Below are 18,388 nucleotides of genomic sequence, written 5' to 3'. Positions count from 1 at the left end.
GCACAACAATGGAGAATGTAATTAACATGACTTACGCGCCTGTAACAGACGTATTAAGCGGCAAACTAGCGGTTGACAGTGAAGTCACTGTTCGCGGTTGGATCCGTTCACGTCGCGACTCTAAAGCTGGGATCTCATTCCTAGCTATTTATGACGGTTCTTGTTTCGATCCGATTCAGGCCGTAGTTCCTAATGACTTAAATAATTACAATGAAGAAGTCCTAAAACTAACAACAGGTTGTTCTGTTGAAGTTACAGGTACTATCGTTGCATCTCCTGCTAAAGGCCAAGATTTTGAGCTTGCTGCAACAGCAGTAAAAGTAGTTGGTTTAGTTGAAGACCCAGATACATACCCAATGGCGAAAACTCGTCACTCAATTGAGTATTTACGAGAAGTTGCTCACCTTCGCCCACGTACTAACGTGATTGGCGCGGTTGCACGTGTTCGTAACTGTTTGTCTCAAGCGATTCACCGCTTCTACCACGAACAAGGTTACTTATGGATGTCTGCACCACTAATCACATCATCTGATGCTGAAGGTGCTGGTGAGATGTTCCGCGTTTCTACATTAGATCACGCGAACGTTCCTCTTGATGACAAAGGCAATGTTGATTACGACAAAGATTTCTTTGGTAAAGAAACATTCCTTACTGTTTCTGGTCAATTAAATGCGGAAACTTACGCTTGTGCATTAAGCAAAGTATACACATTTGGTCCGACTTTCCGTGCTGAAAACTCACACACAAGTCGCCACCTAGCTGAATTCTGGATGGTTGAACCTGAAGTTGCTTTTGCTACTCTTGATGATGTAGCTAAACTGGCTGAAGACATGCTTAAATATGTATTCGAAGCGGTTCTTGCTGAGCGTCGTGATGACTTAGAATTCTTTGCTTCTCGCATTGATAAAGAAGCAATCACTCGTCTAGAACAATTTGTAAGCTCTGATTTTGCACAAGTTGATTACACTGACGCAATCCAAATCCTTATCGACTCTGGTAAGAAATTTGAATTCGACGTTGAGTGGGGCATCGATATGTCTTCTGAGCATGAGCGTTTCCTTGCTGAAGAACATTTCAAAGCACCTGTTATCGTTAAAAACTACCCTAAAGACATTAAAGCATTCTACATGCGTCAAAATGACGATGGTAAGACGGTTGCTGCGATGGATGTTCTTGCACCAGGCATTGGTGAGATCATCGGTGGTTCTCAACGTGAAGAGCGTTTAGACGTTCTTGATGCACGTATGATTGAAATGGGTATCGACCCTGAACACATGACTTGGTACCGCGATTTACGTCGTTACGGTACTGTGCCTCACGCTGGCTTCGGTCTTGGCTTTGAGCGTCTAGTGTCTTACGTAACTGGTATGGGCAACGTTCGTGACGTTATCCCGTTCCCACGTACTCCACGTTCAGCTAACTTCTAATTGGCTTATTCTTATAGAGCATTAGCTCTGTAAGAATAGATTAAGTAGATAGTAATGAATACAAAAATGGCGACCATTATGGTCGCCATTTTTTATGTTTGTTATTTTTAAATACCGAGGAATTACCAGAAACGAACTCGTCCCGTGTCGATATGAACAAAGTTACTGCCAGGATAATATCCTACTCCGCCCGCTTTTAATGATAACGCGGCTTTTCTTACTTCATCCAACGGCACACCTTCTAGGCGGAAATCCATTGCTTTTCCTAACATGTGCATGCTTTTCTTAGCCACTCCACCATGTGATTTACCACGCAGCATTTCATTGGTTGCCGGTGAACGATAGCCAGATATTATTTGTACCTGAGTGTCACATCCAATGACTTTTTGAATCGCTGACAGTTGGTCAAACAGCCCAGTGTCCATTTCAATACTTTCATTTCGACGAAAATCTCGGCATAAATGATTTAATTTAAGTAATTCTGAGTTTGAATATCGTCGTCCATTAAAATACTCGCTTTGTAGTTTCTCACCAGTATGTAAATTTTGGAATGCTAATTCTCTTGGTGATTCCGCAAATTGTGATGCAAAAGAAATTGATGGAAATAAACTTAAACCTGCAGTAGCAACGCCACCAAGCAGTATTTTACGACGCATAGAATCAAACTCAGACATGTATAAATAACTCACTTACAGATAGAAGAATCAATAACTGAGCGCAAAGATACACACTTGAAGTGGCATGGTCAAATATTGTACAAGCGAATAATTAAGGTTATACCCCCAGAAAAGCGCTTACTTATTGAACAACAAAGAGTTTGTGTCACGTTTTAACCTATGTCAAAAATAGGTCAATTTTTACTCTTACTCCATTCATCGTATTTATAGATGTCATTTCTAAACTGAATGGTATTTTTATCATCAATCCACGAAGTCTGATAAATAGTATATACCGCTATTTTTTGTGATAGCCCTACCGTATTTGTTTTTGGTAATCGATGATATTTCGTGTAATCTTTCGCAGTAAAATTAGATTCTTTCATTAATAGCTGAGCAAATTCTGACGCTTTTTCTACTCTAATACAGCCTGAGCTATATGCTCTATGCTGTTTTTTAAACAATGACCTTGTTGGCGTGTCATGTAAATAAATAGCATTTCTATTCGGCGTATTAAATTTATAACGACCTAATGCATTCGAACCTCCCGCCTTTTGTCTTAATTTATATGGAAAGTTATCTGCGGTCATTCCTTCCCATTCAATATTTTCAAAAGGTATTACGTTATTACTTAACCATGACGGGAGTACTTCAAAATTATGCTCTGTAAGATACTCTTTATCATCAAATGCTTTAGGTAATATATCTTCCCTCATGATCTTAGTCGGTACTTTCCATTTTGGATTAAAGACAATCGAATCTAATCTAGTGGTAAATAAAGGCGTTCTTCTGGCTGGTTTACCTACAATCACTTTACTTTTAAAAATTAATTCACCTTCTTGAAAGTACCCCATTTCATAAGACGGTATGTTTACCAATACAAATCGATTACTCTTCTCTTCCCATAAACGTAATCGTTGAATATTAAGTGCCATAATCCGAACTCTTTCATTCGAACTCATGTTTAGCCAATAAAGTGTTTTTTTTCCTATAATGCCATCGACAACTAAACCATGTCTTTTTTGAAAAGCTTTCACCACAACAACGAGTTCTTCATTATAAACATCACTGTCTTTTTTTAAGAAATATTCAGCCTGTTCTTCACTTAAATCACCCGACACGATCAATCTATAAATCAGTGATTTATAAGGTATTAATAGATTTGGTTTTAATAATCGAGAGGTGTAAAGTTTAGGTGATTCTTGATTATCTGGGTCATAATAATAGTATAACTGCTCATATAATTCTTCATACTGTTCAGACTGTGGCTGTAGTTGTACGACTAATTGAGATAAATTATTTTTTTCAAAGTGTTGAGTCATCGTCTCGACAGCAAGAGTTGATGGTTGGCCAATACTTCCATTTAACCGCCCTCCAAATAACCATTTAGTTCCATGTTTAGATACCAACTCTTTATATACCGAAAGGTATAACAACGTATCTGTCGCTAAAATATCAAATTCTAATCCTTGTGTGTTTTGCAAAAGATCATATCTCTCTTGGAGATCATCATTCACATCAGCTAACACAAGTAAGCCTAATTGGTTTTTTAATTCTTTTCTGTCTTTAACTAATTGCCATTTAAGTTGGGATTTAGGATAAAAATCAGAAATTATTTCAGGATAAAACAATTGAGATTCATATTCATCAATGTGATTCTTTACACTCTTAGATGCATACACGCCAAAAGACGCACACACTAAACAAGTAGTAAGTAAAACATTCAATCTGTTCATGAAGTCCCCTAATAAAAACATACTATTACTTTGATACTAGTCTTCAATAAATGAATATCAAGTTACAGCCAATTAATTAGAGGCGAAAAAAAAGAGCCGAAAAATCGACTCTTAACATTATTAATCACTTTAAATCAGATAATTATTGAACAACTTCACCGCTTTCAACAACAGTCTTACGTACTATTTTTGTAAACTCAATGACTTCTTGTCTGATTTGTTCTTCATCAACCGTCAGCATCTCACGATCTTTCATTAAGATATTGCCATCAACAATCGTATGACGAACATTGCCTGAATTTGCAGAATAAACCAATGCTGAATATGGGTTATATACCGGCAACATATTGGGTGCCTTAGTATCAACAACAATGATATCCGCTAATTTACCCACTTCAATAGAACCAATTTTATCTTCCATATGAAGTGCTTTTGCTGCGCCCATTGTTGCCATATCAATCACCTTGATTGGAGGCATAGCCGCACGGTCTTTATTTACTAGCTTATGTACTTTAGCAACTTGGTTAAACTCATCAATGATACTTAATGTATTGCCTGACATTGGACCATCGGTACCTAAACCAATACGCACATTTTCATCATACATTTTAAGCGCTGGAGAAACGCCTTTCGCTGATTTAATGTTTGCGCTCATGTTATGAGCAACACCCATGTCTGATTCTTTTACTAATTCAATGTCTTTATCATCAACAAGGATCATGTGTGCACCAATAAGGTTTTTATTTAGCGCACCAATACTATGCATGTATTCAACAGGAGACATGCCGTTTGCACGCTCAGCGATCACTTCTTCTTCACGATGAGATTCAGCTAGGTGGATCATTACTGGAACGTCTAGCTCTAATGATAGTTTTGCAATTTTTTGTAGCGTCTCCGTTGTATTTGTATATGGAGCATGAGGAGCAAATGCTGGTGTGATACGAGGATGATCTTTATATTCTTCGATAAAGTTTAGTGCGTACTGAATCCCCTCGTCTGCATTTGCTGCATCGGCAACTGGGAATTTAATAACGCTTTCACCTAAAATAGCGCGCATGCCAATTTTGTCGACGGTCTTTGCAACTTCATCTTCAAAATAATACATATCCGCATAAGTGGTTACCCCACCCTTAACCATCTCTACATTACCTAAGTTAGCACCAATGCGAACCATATCGCGTGACACTAGTTTTTTCTCTAGAGGAAAAATATAACGATGCAAACGATCAGGAACATCATCACCTAATGAACGAAACACCGTCATTGAAGCATGGGTATGCGTGTTGATTAAACCGGGTAAAACAATGTCTCCGTCCACATCCAACACTATTTTTGCCGTGTAGTTTTTTGCGATGCTTTGGTCACCCACTGCAACAATTTTATTACCTTTAATTGCAACAACGCCATTTTCGAATGTTTGTTTAGATTCATTCATGGTTAATAACGTTGCATCTGTAATCAACAAATCAACTTGTTGAGCAGCAAGGGTTGAAAAAGTAACAAAAGCATTTGCCGCAATTGCCGCGGCTAATAGGGTCTTTTTTAAATACATGGACTAACTCGAAAAGTAAGAAGAATTCGCAGGGATGGTATACGTTAATATATTTTTATCAAGATAATTGTCATTAGGTATATGTGACATTAATTCAAAGTAGTGATCAAGTTCATATTTCGAGAAGTCCAGTACGACTCATTAATACAATGTAACAACATGATAGACCGCAAACGATACCCTGTTAAGCAATTGGTTTATATGGTTTAAAAATGTTAATGCCATCAATGACAACAAGTGATATATCTATAAATACGTAAACCTACCCCCCGTTATTAACCCTTTTAATTATATTAACAATATGTAAACATTCTGCTGATTTCTCAATCAATAGAGAAACATTATAGCTCTCACCTATTAGTGAGGATAATATTCTAAAGAACAGGTACATTATGAAAAAGTCACTTTCAAGTAGAATTTTTATAGGTTTATTCGCTGGCCTATTAATCGGTACAGCCATTCAATATATGTTTAATGGTGTCGCATTTTTTGACTCGTTTCTTTTAGGTGCGGCTGAAGGCGTTGGTGGAATGTTTGTTTCACTTATTAAGCTACTCGTTGTTCCTCTAGTTTACGTTTCTATCGTTTGCGGTATCGTTGAACTAAAAGACATTGCTTCATTTGGTCGCCTTGGTGGAAAAACTTTTGCTCTATACCTTATTAACACCATCATTGCGATTGCTGCTGCATTAACTGTGGGAATGATTTTCGCACCTGGTGCTGGCGCGAATTTAGCAGGAACCGTAGTGGCTGGCTCAATAGAGCTTAAAGCGACTGAAACTCCTGATATATTCTCATTAATTACGAATATCGTTCCTAGTAACCCAGTAGAAGCTTTTGCTAGTGGCAATATGCTACAAATCATCTTTATGGCAATTTTAACGGGTCTTGCAATTCAAGCATTAGATCACCGTGGTGGACCCGCGATTAAAACATTTAAAGTTGCTAATGAAATCATGATGAAGCTAATTAGCCTAGTGATGAGCCTTGCTCCTTATGGTGTTTTTGCTCTCATGATTCAATTAGGTGCGACGTTAGATGCAAATACCTTAATGTCGGTTGCAGGTTACGTGGCTCTTGTTGTTTCAATGCTTGTTTTCTGGATTTTTGTTTTCTATCCAATCATGGTTGGCCTAACAACAGGCATTTCCCCAAAAACATTTTTACGAGCAGTACGTGAACAGATTTTATTTTCGCTTTCGACTGCAAGTTCAAATGCTACGATCCCCGTAACAATGCGTACCTTAACTGAGAAGCTCAATGTTTCTAAATCTGTCGCAGGTTTTGGGGTTCCATTAGGGGCAACGATGAATATGTCAGGCGTATCCATTTACATTGCACTTGCTGCTATCTTTGTTGCAAATGCTTTTGGTCAACCCATCAATACCGCGGATCTTTTTACCTTAGGATTCACTATTTTATTACTCTCAATTGGTGCGGGTGGCGTCCCTGGTGGCGGTGTTGTTATGGTCGGTGTAATCTTGCACCAACTCGGTCTTCCACCTGAAGGGCTTGCTATCGTAGCTGCTGTTGACCGTATCAATGATATGTTCTGCACCTCTTCAAATGTAGTTGGTGATACCGCGGTAAATACTATCGTTGCGACCTCTGAAGGTGAGATAGGTAAGGTAGAGGTTACAGAAGAGGAAGTATTTACTGAAAAAGTAAACGGCTAGCTCTATATTTAGCATTAATATCAATATAAAAGAGAGAGCTACCCATGCCCTCTCTTTATATTCAGACATAAAGCATTTATAATGCATCTACATTTTTTTCACATCTTTTGAGCTATGAAGCCTTATTTTTTTACCGCTTTACTTTTTCTTTTTCTATCACCTTTTAAAAGTAATGCCGAATCCCTTTCTCTTTATTCCATGAATACAGGTTCATTCCTCTATCACTTGGTACCTTACGATCCTGACTCTCATCAATACTTTGGTAATGAGTACTTTTCCATAGAGCGTAAATTTTCTGAAGATTCAGATTACAGCTTTATGTTAGGTACTTTTTTAAATAGCCAAGCTAATCGTTGTATGCTAATTGGTGTGCGAAAAGATTGGTATCAAATAAGTGATAACGTAGTCATAAAAGGGGTTTACTCTTATGCGGGTGAGTTCTTTGTTGATGCGTTTGAAAACTGTGGTGATGGCGGAATTTATAAAACCTCAAAAGAGAAATTTGGCGTCGGTTTTGCACCTTATATCTACCACGCAGCACAATATAATCTAACTGATTACTTTGGTGTAGAGGCGGGATTTATTCTTCCAGGCATTCTCGTTATGAGCATGCAATGGAGTTTCTAACTTAATAACAGCGCTATTTACGATATTAATACATTAATACCAATCAAAAATTTCAACGCTGTTATTAAGCATTTTAACCCGCTAGGATGAGCAGTTATTTACTACGATTGGTATACACAACAAATATAAAAAAACCACGACTCATTAGATGATAATCGTGGTTTTTTATTATGGTGAAAAAAGAAATACTTACTCGCTTTCGCTTTCGTTTTCTTCTTCAGTTACTTCACCACGTAAATCAAATTGAACGCCTTGTAAAAAGTTACGTAGAACTTGATCTTTACAAATGCGGTAATGTTTGTGATCTGGTTTACGGAAAAATGCACTAAGTTCGTGCTTGCTTAGACGGAAGTTTACTAACTTCATTAAGTCTAATACTTCATCCGCTTTCAAATTCAAAGCAATCTGTAATTTTTTAAGAATAATGTTATTCGTTAGTTTTTGCTCAGGCGTTGGTTGATCGCCTTCACGCTTACCACGACGGTCATTAATGAAACCATTTAGAAACGTTGCTAATTGAACATCTTGACAACTCTTATAGTCTTTATCGTCATCCGCTTTTAACCAGTTACATACTTCTTCACGAGTTACTTTAAGATCAGCAGCGCCAAACAGTGCGATCATTTTTGTATCGTCAAAATCAAAAGTATAGCGAATGCGTCGTAGAACGTCGTTATTAGTCAAGGTAGATCCTAAATGTCTTAATTTGAATTAGGGGCAGACTATAACTCTTAATGCCCATAGGTAAAAGATTTATGTGATCTCCAAACATAAAAAACCCGAGAATTACCCCGGGTTTATTGAATTACTTATAATCTTTCTTAATTACATTTGACGCAATGCATTAATACGCTTGTCTAATGGTGGGTGACTCATTAATAATTCCATTAACGTGTGCTTACCATTAATACCAAAAGCCATCATAGAACCTTCTAGTTGAGACTCTTGTCCCGTACGTAAGCGCTCTAATGCCGCGATCATTTTCTCTTTACCAACCAACTGTGCAGCACCTGCATCAGCATGGAATTCACGATGACGACTAAACCACATCGTTAAGAAGCTTGCTAAGAAACCAAATGCAATTTCAAGAATAGTAGAAACGATGAAATAAGTCATGAAACTACCGCCTTCACCCTCACCTTCTTCATCGCTTGACGTAAAGCCACTTACCGCGTTTGCAATCATACGAGACAAGAAAATAACGAAGGTATTCACAACACCTTGCATTAACGTCATTGTTATCATATCGCCATTCGCAATGTGGCTCACTTCATGCGCTAATACCGCTTCAGCTTCATCACGCGTCATGTTATGCAATAAACCCGTTGATACTGCGACTAATGAATCGTCACGCTTAGCACCTGTTGCAAATGCATTCATGTCTGGTGAATCGTAAATAGCAACCGTTGGCATGCCAATGCCCACTTGTTGTGCTTGACGAGATACCGTTTCCATCAACCAGTGTTCTGTTTCATTACGTGGTTGCTCAATCACTTCCCCACCAACCGAGCGTAATGCCATTGATTTTGACATCATTAAAGAAACTAACGAACCACCAAAACCAAATAATACCGCCATAACCAGTAGACCAGATAGACTACCCTGTTGGATCCCCGTAACCGAATAAACGATATTCAGTACAATACTGAATACGATCATTACCGCTAAGTTTGTTGCTAAAAACAGCGCAATACGCTTCATTTATTTTCTCCAATTGATAATTTCATTCTACTCATTGATTTTATTTTTTTGAGTAGGCATTAAACGTATCTAGCACGTTTAATAGGTATACGCATAAGATAATGTCATTTCCCATAAATACAAGGGTTTGACGTACTTTGATACACTTTCTTTTAACTATTCATCTTTCTATTCTTTTTCAGTTCAACTTTACTTGAACTCTAGATAAAAATTGCCCCTTAGACTTTGGTCGTATTGCCAAAGTAAGTGATTCATTTTACTTTGTGAATCAAGAGTAATTACGAATGAATATATCAAGGATAGAACATGGCAGAACAACAGACTTACTTAATGGCTATTGATATGCTTTGCTGTCACTTAGGGTTATCAAAAGAAGAAGCAAAGGAACAGTTAGGTATTGAGTCACAAACTCATATTGAAAGTCAGATTGCAGATACTCAAGAAGCGTTGATGAATTTATATCGTTAATAAAAGCAGCATACATAAAAAAGGCAGCTTACTAATTATTAGTAAGCTGCCTTTTATTATTTTATAAATCGATGTTTATGCAGTAACTGTTGCTGCTTCTTTCGCTTTCATTTCACCAACAGGTAAAACAGTACGACCGTATTCACCGTTAATTACTTGAGCCATAGAGAAGTACATTGCACTGAAACCACAGAATAGACCAACGTAACCCGCCATGTGGCCGATAAATACGCTACCTGTGAAATCGCGAGCTGAAAGCAATGCGAATAGAATAGTTAAGCTACCGAATACTACTTGTTTAGCGCGTGGGTAGTTAAATGTACCTAAGAATAAGAAGAACGTTAATACGCCCCACATTGCTAAATACCAACCCATAAATTCTGCTGACGTCGCTTGACCTAGGCCCATTTCTGGCATAATGATTAAACCAACAAGAGATAACCAGAAGAAACCATAAGAAGTAAACGCTGTTGTACCAAATGTGTTACCTTTTTTATACTCCATGATGCCTGCAATTACTTGCGCAAGACCACCGTAAAAAATACCCATCGATAAGATCGCAGTATTTAAAGGAAAGAAACCCGCATTATGTAGGTTTAGTAGCACAGTTGTCATACCAAAAGCCATTAGGCCTAATGGTGCTGGATTTGCAAGTTTGTTTGACATGCCGAAGCCTCAAAAAAAAGTGTAATGATTAAAAAAGTGTTTAGAACGACGCGCATTCTATTTACGAGTACGAAATATCACAACTACCAATTATGAAATCTTACATTCCATTTTTATAACTATCACAATTACTCTCCTATTTACTTATTGATAACAATAAATCTTTCAACCATAACTTATCTTTTAGACTCTCTATAGATTTACCATTACACTACTTTATCTTGCTTCATTTATAGAGAGTCTCCATGGAACTGGTCTTTTCCCTATTGCAACAATTAAGCGTTTACCTCGTGCTCGCCTACCTATTAAGTAAAACTCCCTTATTTTTGCCTATTACCACCATTTCTGGTCGGTGGAGCCATCGATTCCTCTGCTACATCATATTTTCTGGCTTCTGTATTTTAGGCACTTATTTTGGTCTTGCTATTCAAGATGCAATAGCCAACACTCGAGCAATTGGTGCGGTAATGGGAGGCGTTCTTGGGGGGCCTTTAGTTGGTTTCTTTGTTGGGTTAACAGGAGGATTACATCGCTACTCAATGGGAGGATTCACCGATCTCGCTTGTGCTATTTCGACTACGGCGGAGGGCTTACTTGGTGGTTTGTTTCATTTGTATTTTGTAAGAAAGAACAAAATAGAACAATTATTTCGACCAAGGACTGTCCTGATGATTGCTTTTATTGCTGAATTACTGCAAATGACCATCATTCTTATTGTTGCTAAACCCTTTGATCAAGCTTATGTTCTCGTGTCTTCTATTATTTTACCTATGACCGTTGCCAACTCTATCGGTGCTGCCTTATTCATGAGCATCATCCAAGATAGAAAAACTATTTATGAAAAGTATTCTGCTGCTTTTTCAAATAAAGCTCTGAATATTGCCCAACGCTCTGTTGGAATATTAAGCCAAGGGTTTAACCAAGAAAACAGTGAACAAATTGCAAAAATAATTTATGAAGAAACGGGCGTTGGTGCGGTTTCAATTACAGATAAAGAAAAGATATTAGCCTTTATTGGTATTGGAGATAATCACCATTTACCTGGAACTCCTATCGCTTCGGATTACACAAGAGAAGCAATAACACAGAGCAAAGTAATGTACATTGATGGTGATGAATTTCCTTATCAATGTTCTATTGATGATAAGTGTAAACTTGGTTCAGCTCTGGTTATTCCATTAATAGGTGTAAATAATGAAGTGATTGGTACCATTAAACTCTATGAACCAAAACGAAAGCTATTTTCCTATATCAACCTCACCTTAGGTGAAGGTATTGCAAAGTTGTTGTCTAACCAAATTTTAGCGGGTCGATATTTACAACAACAAACCTTATTAACTCAAGCTGAATTGCGTTTATTGCAAGCTCAAGTAAACCCCCACTTTTTATTTAATGCATTAAACACAATCAGTGCTGTGATCCGTCGAGACCCAAATCGAGCCAGAGAGCTCATTCAACACCTTTCTCAATTTTTTCGCCGCAATTTAAAGCAGAACTTTGAGCAAGTCACCTTAAAAGAAGAGTTGCATCACGTACAATCTTACTTAGAAATAGAATTAGCACGCTTTGCGGATCGATTAACTGTAAAAATGGATATTGATGAACGTTTATATTCATTAATACTCCCTACGTTTACATTGCAGCCTCTTGTCGAGAATGCCATTAAACACGGAACCTCTAATATGTTTGAAGAGGGAAACATTACCATTAAGGCCTACCTCTCTCATGATCACGTCATTTTAGAAGTTATCGATAATGCTGGTTTATATGTAGAACAAGAAAGTAATGATGGGTTAGGTACTGCCATCGTAGATAAACGTTTAAAAAATCAATTTGGTGATGCCTTTGGGTTAACAATGTCCTGCATCGAGAACCAACAAACAAAAGCCACTATTTATTTACCACTAGAGAGTATTATTCATGCTTAAAGCCATTGTCATTGACGACGAATTATTTGCTCGTGAAGAATTAATCGAACAATTGAATGAAATTGGTCACATTAAGGTTATTGCAGAATGTGGTAATGCCATTGATGGTTTAAAACAAATTAACCTACTCAAACCCGATGTTGTCTTTCTGGATATTCAAATGCCGAAGATCACAGGGATGGACCTTATCAGTATGTTAGATCCTGATACGATGCCCAATGTTGTTTTTGTCACGGCTTATGATGAATTTGCCATAAAAGCCTTTGACGATAATGCGTTTGATTACCTTTTAAAACCCATCGACCCTTGTCGTCTTAAAAAAACAGTAAAGCGATTATTAGCCGCAGAAACCAAACAAGATTTATCACCTATCGCACAAACGGAGATCGAGCTTATCCCTTGCTCAGGACACAATAGAATCCTTCTTTTACCCGCACAAGATCTTGAAGTGGCAAGCATTCAAGCTTCAGGTGTCCAGCTACTGACAAAAACAGAAAAAGCTTGTACGCAATTAACATTAAAAATGTTAGAAGAAAAAACACCCTTAATCCGCTGTCATCGTCAATTTTTAATCAATCCGCATTTTATTCGAGAGATTAAACTGCACGAAAATGGAACCAGTGATATTGTGACGCAAAGCGGTCATGTCGCTCAAGTCAGCCGTCGTTACTTAAAGGAAATCAAAGAACGTCTTGGTATTCAACATTAGCGACATTTCATTAACGATAACGGCTTAATATCGTTTAAAACCGCTTAACATTAAATAGTACCGCTTAACCTCTCAGTACCACCACTCACCTTTTTGGGGCGTGAATTCTTTACGCCCATCAGTATGATACCCAACATATTAATTTACTTATTACATTAGACAACTTTACAAGGAATGAATTATGGTTTGGTTTCTAACTTGCGTTGCAGCACTGATTGGTGGCTACTTTATCTACGGCGCATTTATTGAAAAGATTTTCGGTATTAAAGAAGATCGCAAAACCCCCGCTTACACAAAAACAGATGGCGTTGACTTTGTTCCAATGTCTACACCACGAGTCTACCTAGTTCAACTTTTAAACATTGCAGGTGTCGGCCCAATTTTTGGCCCAATCATGGGTGCCCTTTACGGCCCTGCAGCTATGTTATGGATTGTTCTTGGTTGTATTTTTGCAGGTGCAGTACACGATTACTTTTCAGGCATGCTGTCCATTCGTAATGGAGGAGCTTCTGTTCCTACCATTACAGGCAAATATTTAGGCAATGGCGCCAAACACTTCATGAACGTGTTTGCGATTGTTCTATTGCTTCTTGTTGGTGTCGTATTTGTATCTGCTCCAGCAAGTATGCTAACTAACCTGCTGAATGACCAATTTGATTTAGGTGTCACGATGACATCAATGGTAGTTATCATTTTTGGTTACTACATTTTAGCCACGATTGTTCCTGTTGATAAAATCATTGGACGTTTTTACCCATTATTTGGCGCGTTACTCATCTTCATGTCCGTTGGCTTAATTTCTGCCATTGCATTATCAAGTGACCATTCAGTACTTGGTAGTTATGAACCAAGTGAAATGTTTACCAACATGAACCCGAACGATTTACCATTATGGCCCGCTCTATTTATTACTATCGCTTGCGGTGCCATTTCAGGCTTCCACGCTACGCAATCACCATTGATGGCGCGCTGTATGGAAAATGAAAAAAATGGTCGCTTCGTATTCTATGGAGCAATGATTGGTGAAGGTATTATCGCTCTTATCTGGTGTGCGATCGCTCTGTCTTTCTTTGATGGTATTGAAGCACTTCAAGCAGCAGTAGCAAACGGCGGTCCTGGTAACGTGGTTTATGCATCATCATTTGGCCTTTTAGGTACCTTTGGCGGCATCTTAGCGTTCTTAGGTGTGGTTATTCTACCAATTACGTCTGGTGACACTGCATTCCGCTCAAGCCGTTTAATCCTTGCTGAATATTTCAACATGGAACAAAAAACGCTTCGTAACCGCCTATTAATGGCGCTTCCATTATTCGTTCTTGGTGCTGTTTTAACTCAAGTTGACTTCGGTATTATCTGGCGCTACTTCGGTTTTGCTAACCAAACAACCGCAGTAATGATGTTATGGACAGCCTCAGCTTACCTACTTCGTCACAATAAACTGCATTGGGTAAGTACTGTCCCTGCTATCTTTATGACAAGTGTTTGTATTACGTTTATTTTAAGTAATCATCAACTTGGCTTCGGTCTACCAATGACACTATCAACCATTACTGGCGTTGTTTCTTCGTTTGTTATTGCAGGTTTAGTCATTGTTAAGTCAAAAGGAAAAGGCGAGATTGATTCAGAAGAAGAAAGTCTTCAGTCTTAAACTAATGTTATAACCTTCCCCCTATAACTTTAGACTCAAACCGGATCACTTCTTGTGATTCGGTTTTTTTATTTAGGCATAAAAAAACGCCAGTGTAACCACTGGCGTTTTTATAATTTATTTTTCTGTAAGCCGTTACTTTTGCTTAGCGGCTATTGCGGCATAATCACTCAACAATTTTGATAAAATCGGTAACCAGTTCAACGCATCCGTTGGTGGTTTCGCCAAGATTTGCTCAACTAATTCACAATGCTCTTCTAACGAAACTGCTTCTTCTAGATTAAATAACATTGCATAAGCATGCCACAAAACAAGACGCATCATACGAAGACTATTTTGTTGTGAATTGTCAGAGTCAGAAAATGCGTGAGTCACTTCACCAAGAGCAACGGCAGCCAGACGAAGCATGGCATCTAATTGAGCCGTTTGCATACGATCTTGATCTGCTGTTTCTTCTTGTTCAAAAGTAAATATTTCTTTTATTGTCTCTTCAGGAACCATACGACTAATTACGCGATGACTGAATTCTTCAAGGTCATGACGTGGCATAGTTACTAAACAAGAAAAAGTATAATCACGTTCCATTCTGTAATCCTATTTCTTAAGCTTAGTAATGCCGGCTTTCTTCTGAATTGCATTTTTCAGACGCATACGGCGCTCAGCAGATGATTGATCTACGTTCGCGTTGGTCGCATTATTCGTACGACCTTTACGATCTTTAAATCCTACTTTAGTATTCACTTTTTCTATGTATGCATCACGGCTCTTAGGCTCATAACCCGGTTGTTCTACACGGTGAATACGTTGTTGAATTAGCGTTTCAACTTGAACTACCGTTAGCTCTTCTTCACGGCTAACAAAAGAGATCGCATGACCTTTTTTACCAGCACGGCCAGTACGACCAATACGGTGAACATAATCTTCAGCTAAGAAAGGCATATCATAGTTAATAACGTGAGGAAGGTCAGCAATATCAAGACCACGAGCAGCAACATCTGTCGCTACCATTACGCGAGCTTTACCTTCTTTAAACTCTTCTAATGCACGGCGACGAGCACTTTGAGCTTTATCACCATGACAAATAACCGCTTTAATTCCATCAAGCTTAAGCTCTTTAACGATGTTATTTGCCGTTTCTTTGTAGTTTACAAATACCAGAACTTGTTGCCAGTTTTTACGGCCAATCAATTCTGATAGTAATTCCGTTTTACGCTCTTCATCTACAGGGTAAACAACGTGAGAAATCGTTGATGCTGTCATATTTTCACGATCAACCGATACACGTTTTGGTCTACGTAGAATATCACTCGCTAATTTGTTCATTTGTGCTGAAGACGTCGCCGAGAACAACATGATTTGAGGTGCAGAGTTCACCTCCATCATGATATTACGGATAGCATTAACAAAACCCATATCTAGCATACGGTCAGCTTCATCGAATACTAAAAATTCAAGGTTAGCGATTGATATATTGCCTTCTTCGATGTGTTCTTGAAGACGACCAGGAGTCGCTACTAAGATATCAACACCTGGGTCTAATGCTCTCTCTTGAGATGACATTTTTTTACCACCAAATACAGCAGCCACAGATAATGATGTGTACTTCGTATAAGAAGCAATATTTACCGCAATTTGCTCTGCTAATTCACGAGTTGGAGCCAAAATTAAAGCACGAGCTGAGCGGCGTGTTGCCGATTTTTTAGAATCAAGTAATCGTTGAATAACAGGTAATGCAAACGCGGCGGTTTTACCAGTACCGGTTTGAGCATTCGCAAGAATATCATGACCTTTACGTGCTAAAGGAATTGCCTTTTGCTGGATTGGAGTTAATTTCTGATAACCACATTCAGTTAATGCTTTTACGACTTCAGGTGCAAAACCTTGAGATGAAAATGACATAAAGTGGATTCCTTAAGCGAACAGTCTATGTATTCTGTAATATATAATTTAGCCGCGCATTATAAATGATTTATGGTGAGTTAGCGCACATTATTTATTATTCAATCGTGAAAAAAGGCAGAAACACCAAAGTATTTCTGCCTTTTAATTTATTTTCTTTTAAAACGACGTTATTAATGAAGTTTTAAATTTGGACGTAACACTCGGTTGATACGACCAACAAGCATGATAAGTGCTGTTTTAAAGACACCATGCAATGCCACTTGGTGCATACGATAAAGTGAAATATACACAACTCGTGCAATACGACCTTCAATCATCATTGAGCCTTTAGTTAAGTTACCCATTAAGCTTCCAACGGTTGAGAAGTTACTTAATGACACTAAAGAACCATGGTCTTTATAAATATAGGGCTTCATATCGCGATTAGTCATCTTAGCAACGATATTTTTGAATGCATGACTTGCCATTTGATGAGCCGACTGAGCACGAGGCGGAACAAAACTACCGTCTTCTTGTTGGCATGACGCCAAATCACCAATAACAAAAATACAATCATCACGCGTGGTTTGTAATGTCGGTTTAACTACCAATTGATTGATTCTATTTGTTTCAAGACCTGCGATCTCTTTCATAAAATCAGGCGCTTTAATGCCCGCAGCCCATACCATAATTTGTGCCGGAATAACGTCACCATCTTTAGTATGTAAACCTTCAGAATCGGCCTTTGTTACCATCGTAGCGGTACGAACATTAACACCAAGCTTTGTCAGTTCACTGTGTGCAGAAGCCGATATGCGAGGAGGAAGAGCTGGAAGAATACGCTCCCCCGCTTCCACTAAACTTACATTCAATTTACTTGAATCTAAATCACCAAAACCGTATGAACGTAACTCTTTAACTGCGTTGTGAAGTTCAGCCGACAATTCTACACCCGTTGCACCAGCACCAACAATTGCGATATCAACGGTTTTTTGAGTTGGGTGAGCGTGCAATTTTAAGAACTGATTATTCATTTCAGTACGGAAACGATGCGCTTGCTCAGGGCTATCAAGAAAAATACAATTTTCACGAACACCTGGAGTATTGAAATCATTCGATGTTGAACCAATAGCAAGGATCAAATAATCGTATTCGATTTCTCGTGTAGGAATAATTAGTTCACCGTGTTCGTCATTAATTTCAGCTAAAGTAATAAATTTACGTTCACGATTAATATCGCACAAGCTTCCCATTTGAAAATCAAAAGAGTGATTTTTTGCATGTGCGCGATAGCTGATAGCATCAACACCTTCATCTAAAGAACCTGTTGCTACTTCATGTAACAATGGTTTCCATAAATGGCTAGTTTTGCGGTCAACCAGTACAACCTCAGCACGACCTTTACGACCCAGTGTACGACCAAATTTAGTAGCAAGCTCTAAACCACCAGCTCCACCACCAACAATAACAATCTTAGTCATTACAATCTTCCTCTAAAAAGTAAAACGGGGATTGACCCGAGTTTATCGGATCAAAAAATATGTGCTTACCACGCTTCTACACTCCCAATGAGTAAGAAAAATAGCAAGTCTTGAGGAACAGCCTTCACGTTAGGCAATATTGAGCAATTTATGCTTCTTTTCGTTATTTTTTGCATTATATCCCGCGCTTTCGGATGTTATCAAGCAGATATAGATGTTATGCAGAAGATTT

General features: G+C 38.2%; 16 protein-coding genes. 7 read left to right on the top strand and 9 right to left on the bottom strand.

Going from position 1 to position 18,388, the window contains the following annotated elements:
• Positions 1 to 26: 26 nt before the first annotated feature.
• Positions 27 to 1,427, top strand: a complete 1,401-nt coding sequence (gene asnS, locus A6E06_RS04030; protein ID WP_065591749.1) for an asparagine--tRNA ligase — start codon at positions 27 to 29, stop codon at positions 1,425 to 1,427.
• 122 nt (positions 1,428 to 1,549) lie between these two features.
• Here the strand turns inward: asnS and A6E06_RS04025 are convergent, their stop codons facing one another.
• The 3 genes from A6E06_RS04025 to A6E06_RS04015 all read right to left on the bottom strand — a co-directional run bounded on the left by A6E06_RS04025 (position 1,550) and on the right by A6E06_RS04015 (position 5,371).
• Entirely contained in the window at positions 1,550 to 2,083 is a 534-nt protein-coding gene (locus A6E06_RS04025; RefSeq protein WP_255310644.1) for a YcbK family protein, read from the bottom strand.
• Positions 2,084 to 2,277: 194 nt separating this feature from the next.
• Positions 2,278 to 3,819: a murein L,D-transpeptidase gene (locus A6E06_RS04020; protein WP_065591830.1), complete on the bottom strand. Its 1,542-nt coding sequence runs from the start codon at positions 3,817 to 3,819 to the stop codon at positions 2,278 to 2,280.
• Between the two features lie 142 nt (positions 3,820 to 3,961).
• The gene (locus tag A6E06_RS04015) at positions 3,962 to 5,371 is read right to left on the bottom strand and encodes an amidohydrolase (protein WP_065591747.1); all 1,410 of its coding nucleotides are present in this window, start codon (positions 5,369 to 5,371) and stop codon (positions 3,962 to 3,964) included.
• Between the two features lie 392 nt (positions 5,372 to 5,763).
• Here A6E06_RS04015 and A6E06_RS04010 point away from each other — a divergent pair, with 392 nt between their 5' ends.
• Both A6E06_RS04010 and A6E06_RS04005 read left to right on the top strand, forming a co-directional pair.
• Positions 5,764 to 7,047 (top strand): dicarboxylate/amino acid:cation symporter, encoded by a 1,284-nt coding sequence (locus tag A6E06_RS04010; RefSeq protein WP_065591746.1) that lies wholly within the window; start codon positions 5,764 to 5,766, stop codon positions 7,045 to 7,047.
• Positions 7,048 to 7,161: 114 nt separating this feature from the next.
• Entirely contained in the window at positions 7,162 to 7,674 is a 513-nt protein-coding gene (locus tag A6E06_RS04005; RefSeq protein ID WP_065591745.1) for a hypothetical protein, read from the top strand.
• Between the two features lie 189 nt (positions 7,675 to 7,863).
• Here the strand turns inward: A6E06_RS04005 and A6E06_RS04000 are convergent, their stop codons facing one another.
• On the bottom strand, positions 7,864 to 8,358 hold the full coding sequence (locus tag A6E06_RS04000) for a DUF1456 family protein (RefSeq protein ID WP_065591744.1): 495 nt from the start codon (positions 8,356 to 8,358) through the stop codon (positions 7,864 to 7,866).
• Between the two features lie 141 nt (positions 8,359 to 8,499).
• Entirely contained in the window at positions 8,500 to 9,375 is an 876-nt protein-coding gene (htpX, locus tag A6E06_RS03995) for a protease HtpX (RefSeq protein ID WP_065591743.1), read from the bottom strand.
• A gap of 306 nt (positions 9,376 to 9,681) precedes the next feature.
• Here htpX and A6E06_RS19515 point away from each other — a divergent pair, with 306 nt between their 5' ends.
• Positions 9,682 to 9,843 carry a heat-shock protein HtpX gene (locus A6E06_RS19515; protein WP_083190273.1) on the top strand — a complete coding sequence of 54 codons (162 nt, stop codon included), beginning with the start codon at positions 9,682 to 9,684 and terminating at the stop codon, positions 9,841 to 9,843.
• Between the two features lie 75 nt (positions 9,844 to 9,918).
• Here A6E06_RS19515 and A6E06_RS03990 read toward each other — a convergent pair whose 3' ends face one another.
• Entirely contained in the window at positions 9,919 to 10,509 is a 591-nt protein-coding gene (locus A6E06_RS03990) for a GPR1/FUN34/YaaH family transporter (RefSeq protein ID WP_065591742.1), read from the bottom strand.
• Between the two features lie 245 nt (positions 10,510 to 10,754).
• Between A6E06_RS03990 and A6E06_RS03985 the strand changes: the two genes are divergently transcribed.
• The 3 genes from A6E06_RS03985 to A6E06_RS03975 all read left to right on the top strand — a co-directional run bounded on the left by A6E06_RS03985 (position 10,755) and on the right by A6E06_RS03975 (position 14,794).
• On the top strand, positions 10,755 to 12,437 hold the full coding sequence (locus tag A6E06_RS03985) for a sensor histidine kinase (protein WP_065591741.1): 1,683 nt from the start codon (positions 10,755 to 10,757) through the stop codon (positions 12,435 to 12,437).
• Positions 12,430 to 13,146, top strand: coding sequence for a two-component system response regulator BtsR (gene btsR, locus A6E06_RS03980; RefSeq protein WP_065591740.1), 717 nt, complete (start codon positions 12,430 to 12,432; stop codon positions 13,144 to 13,146). Before A6E06_RS03985 ends, btsR begins: the two co-directional genes overlap by 8 nt.
• A 181-nt stretch (positions 13,147 to 13,327) precedes the next feature.
• On the top strand, positions 13,328 to 14,794 hold the full coding sequence (locus A6E06_RS03975) for a carbon starvation protein A (protein ID WP_065591739.1): 1,467 nt from the start codon (positions 13,328 to 13,330) through the stop codon (positions 14,792 to 14,794).
• Positions 14,795 to 14,929: 135 nt separating this feature from the next.
• Here A6E06_RS03975 and A6E06_RS03970 read toward each other — a convergent pair whose 3' ends face one another.
• The 3 genes from A6E06_RS03970 to A6E06_RS03960 form a co-directional block, all read right to left on the bottom strand.
• Positions 14,930 to 15,379 (bottom strand): exoribonuclease R, encoded by a 450-nt coding sequence (locus A6E06_RS03970; protein WP_065591738.1) that lies wholly within the window; start codon positions 15,377 to 15,379, stop codon positions 14,930 to 14,932.
• Positions 15,380 to 15,388: 9 nt separating this feature from the next.
• Positions 15,389 to 16,693: a DEAD/DEAH box helicase gene (locus A6E06_RS03965; protein ID WP_065591737.1), complete on the bottom strand. Its 1,305-nt coding sequence runs from the start codon at positions 16,691 to 16,693 to the stop codon at positions 15,389 to 15,391.
• 173 nt (positions 16,694 to 16,866) lie between these two features.
• Complete coding sequence (locus tag A6E06_RS03960; protein ID WP_065591736.1) at positions 16,867 to 18,156, bottom strand: NAD(P)/FAD-dependent oxidoreductase; 1,290 nt, start codon at positions 18,154 to 18,156, stop codon at positions 16,867 to 16,869.
• Positions 18,157 to 18,388 lie beyond the last annotated feature (232 nt).

Origin of the sequence: Aliivibrio sp. 1S175 (genome assembly GCF_001690985.1) — a bacterium.
Taxonomy (GTDB): domain Bacteria; phylum Pseudomonadota; class Gammaproteobacteria; order Enterobacterales; family Vibrionaceae; genus Aliivibrio.
This window is presented reverse-complemented; position numbering and strand designations above follow the sequence as displayed.

Bases quoted from the DNA above. Each gene is read 5' to 3' on its own strand.
- asnS (WP_065591749.1), top strand. From the start codon at position 27: ATGACTTACGCGCCTGTAACAGACGTATTAAGCGGCAAACTAGCGGTT.
- A6E06_RS04025 (WP_255310644.1), bottom strand. From the start codon at position 2,083: ATGCGTCGTAAAATACTGCTTGGTGGCGTTGCTACTGCAGGTTTAAGT.
- A6E06_RS04020 (WP_065591830.1), bottom strand. From the start codon at position 3,819: ATGAACAGATTGAATGTTTTACTTACTACTTGTTTAGTGTGTGCGTCT.
- A6E06_RS04015 (WP_065591747.1), bottom strand. From the start codon at position 5,371: ATGTATTTAAAAAAGACCCTATTAGCCGCGGCAATTGCGGCAAATGCT.
- A6E06_RS04010 (WP_065591746.1), top strand. From the start codon at position 5,764: ATGAAAAAGTCACTTTCAAGTAGAATTTTTATAGGTTTATTCGCTGGC.
- A6E06_RS04005 (WP_065591745.1), top strand. From the start codon at position 7,162: ATGAAGCCTTATTTTTTTACCGCTTTACTTTTTCTTTTTCTATCACCT.
- htpX (WP_065591743.1), bottom strand. From the start codon at position 9,375: ATGAAGCGTATTGCGCTGTTTTTAGCAACAAACTTAGCGGTAATGATC.
- A6E06_RS19515 (WP_083190273.1), top strand. From the start codon at position 9,682: ATGGCAGAACAACAGACTTACTTAATGGCTATTGATATGCTTTGCTGT.
- A6E06_RS03990 (WP_065591742.1), bottom strand. From the start codon at position 10,509: ATGTCAAACAAACTTGCAAATCCAGCACCATTAGGCCTAATGGCTTTT.
- A6E06_RS03985 (WP_065591741.1), top strand. From the start codon at position 10,755: ATGGAACTGGTCTTTTCCCTATTGCAACAATTAAGCGTTTACCTCGTG.
- btsR (WP_065591740.1), top strand. From the start codon at position 12,430: ATGCTTAAAGCCATTGTCATTGACGACGAATTATTTGCTCGTGAAGAA.
- A6E06_RS03975 (WP_065591739.1), top strand. From the start codon at position 13,328: ATGGTTTGGTTTCTAACTTGCGTTGCAGCACTGATTGGTGGCTACTTT.
- A6E06_RS03970 (WP_065591738.1), bottom strand. From the start codon at position 15,379: ATGGAACGTGATTATACTTTTTCTTGTTTAGTAACTATGCCACGTCAT.
- A6E06_RS03965 (WP_065591737.1), bottom strand. From the start codon at position 16,693: ATGTCATTTTCATCTCAAGGTTTTGCACCTGAAGTCGTAAAAGCATTA.
- A6E06_RS03960 (WP_065591736.1), bottom strand. From the start codon at position 18,156: ATGACTAAGATTGTTATTGTTGGTGGTGGAGCTGGTGGTTTAGAGCTT.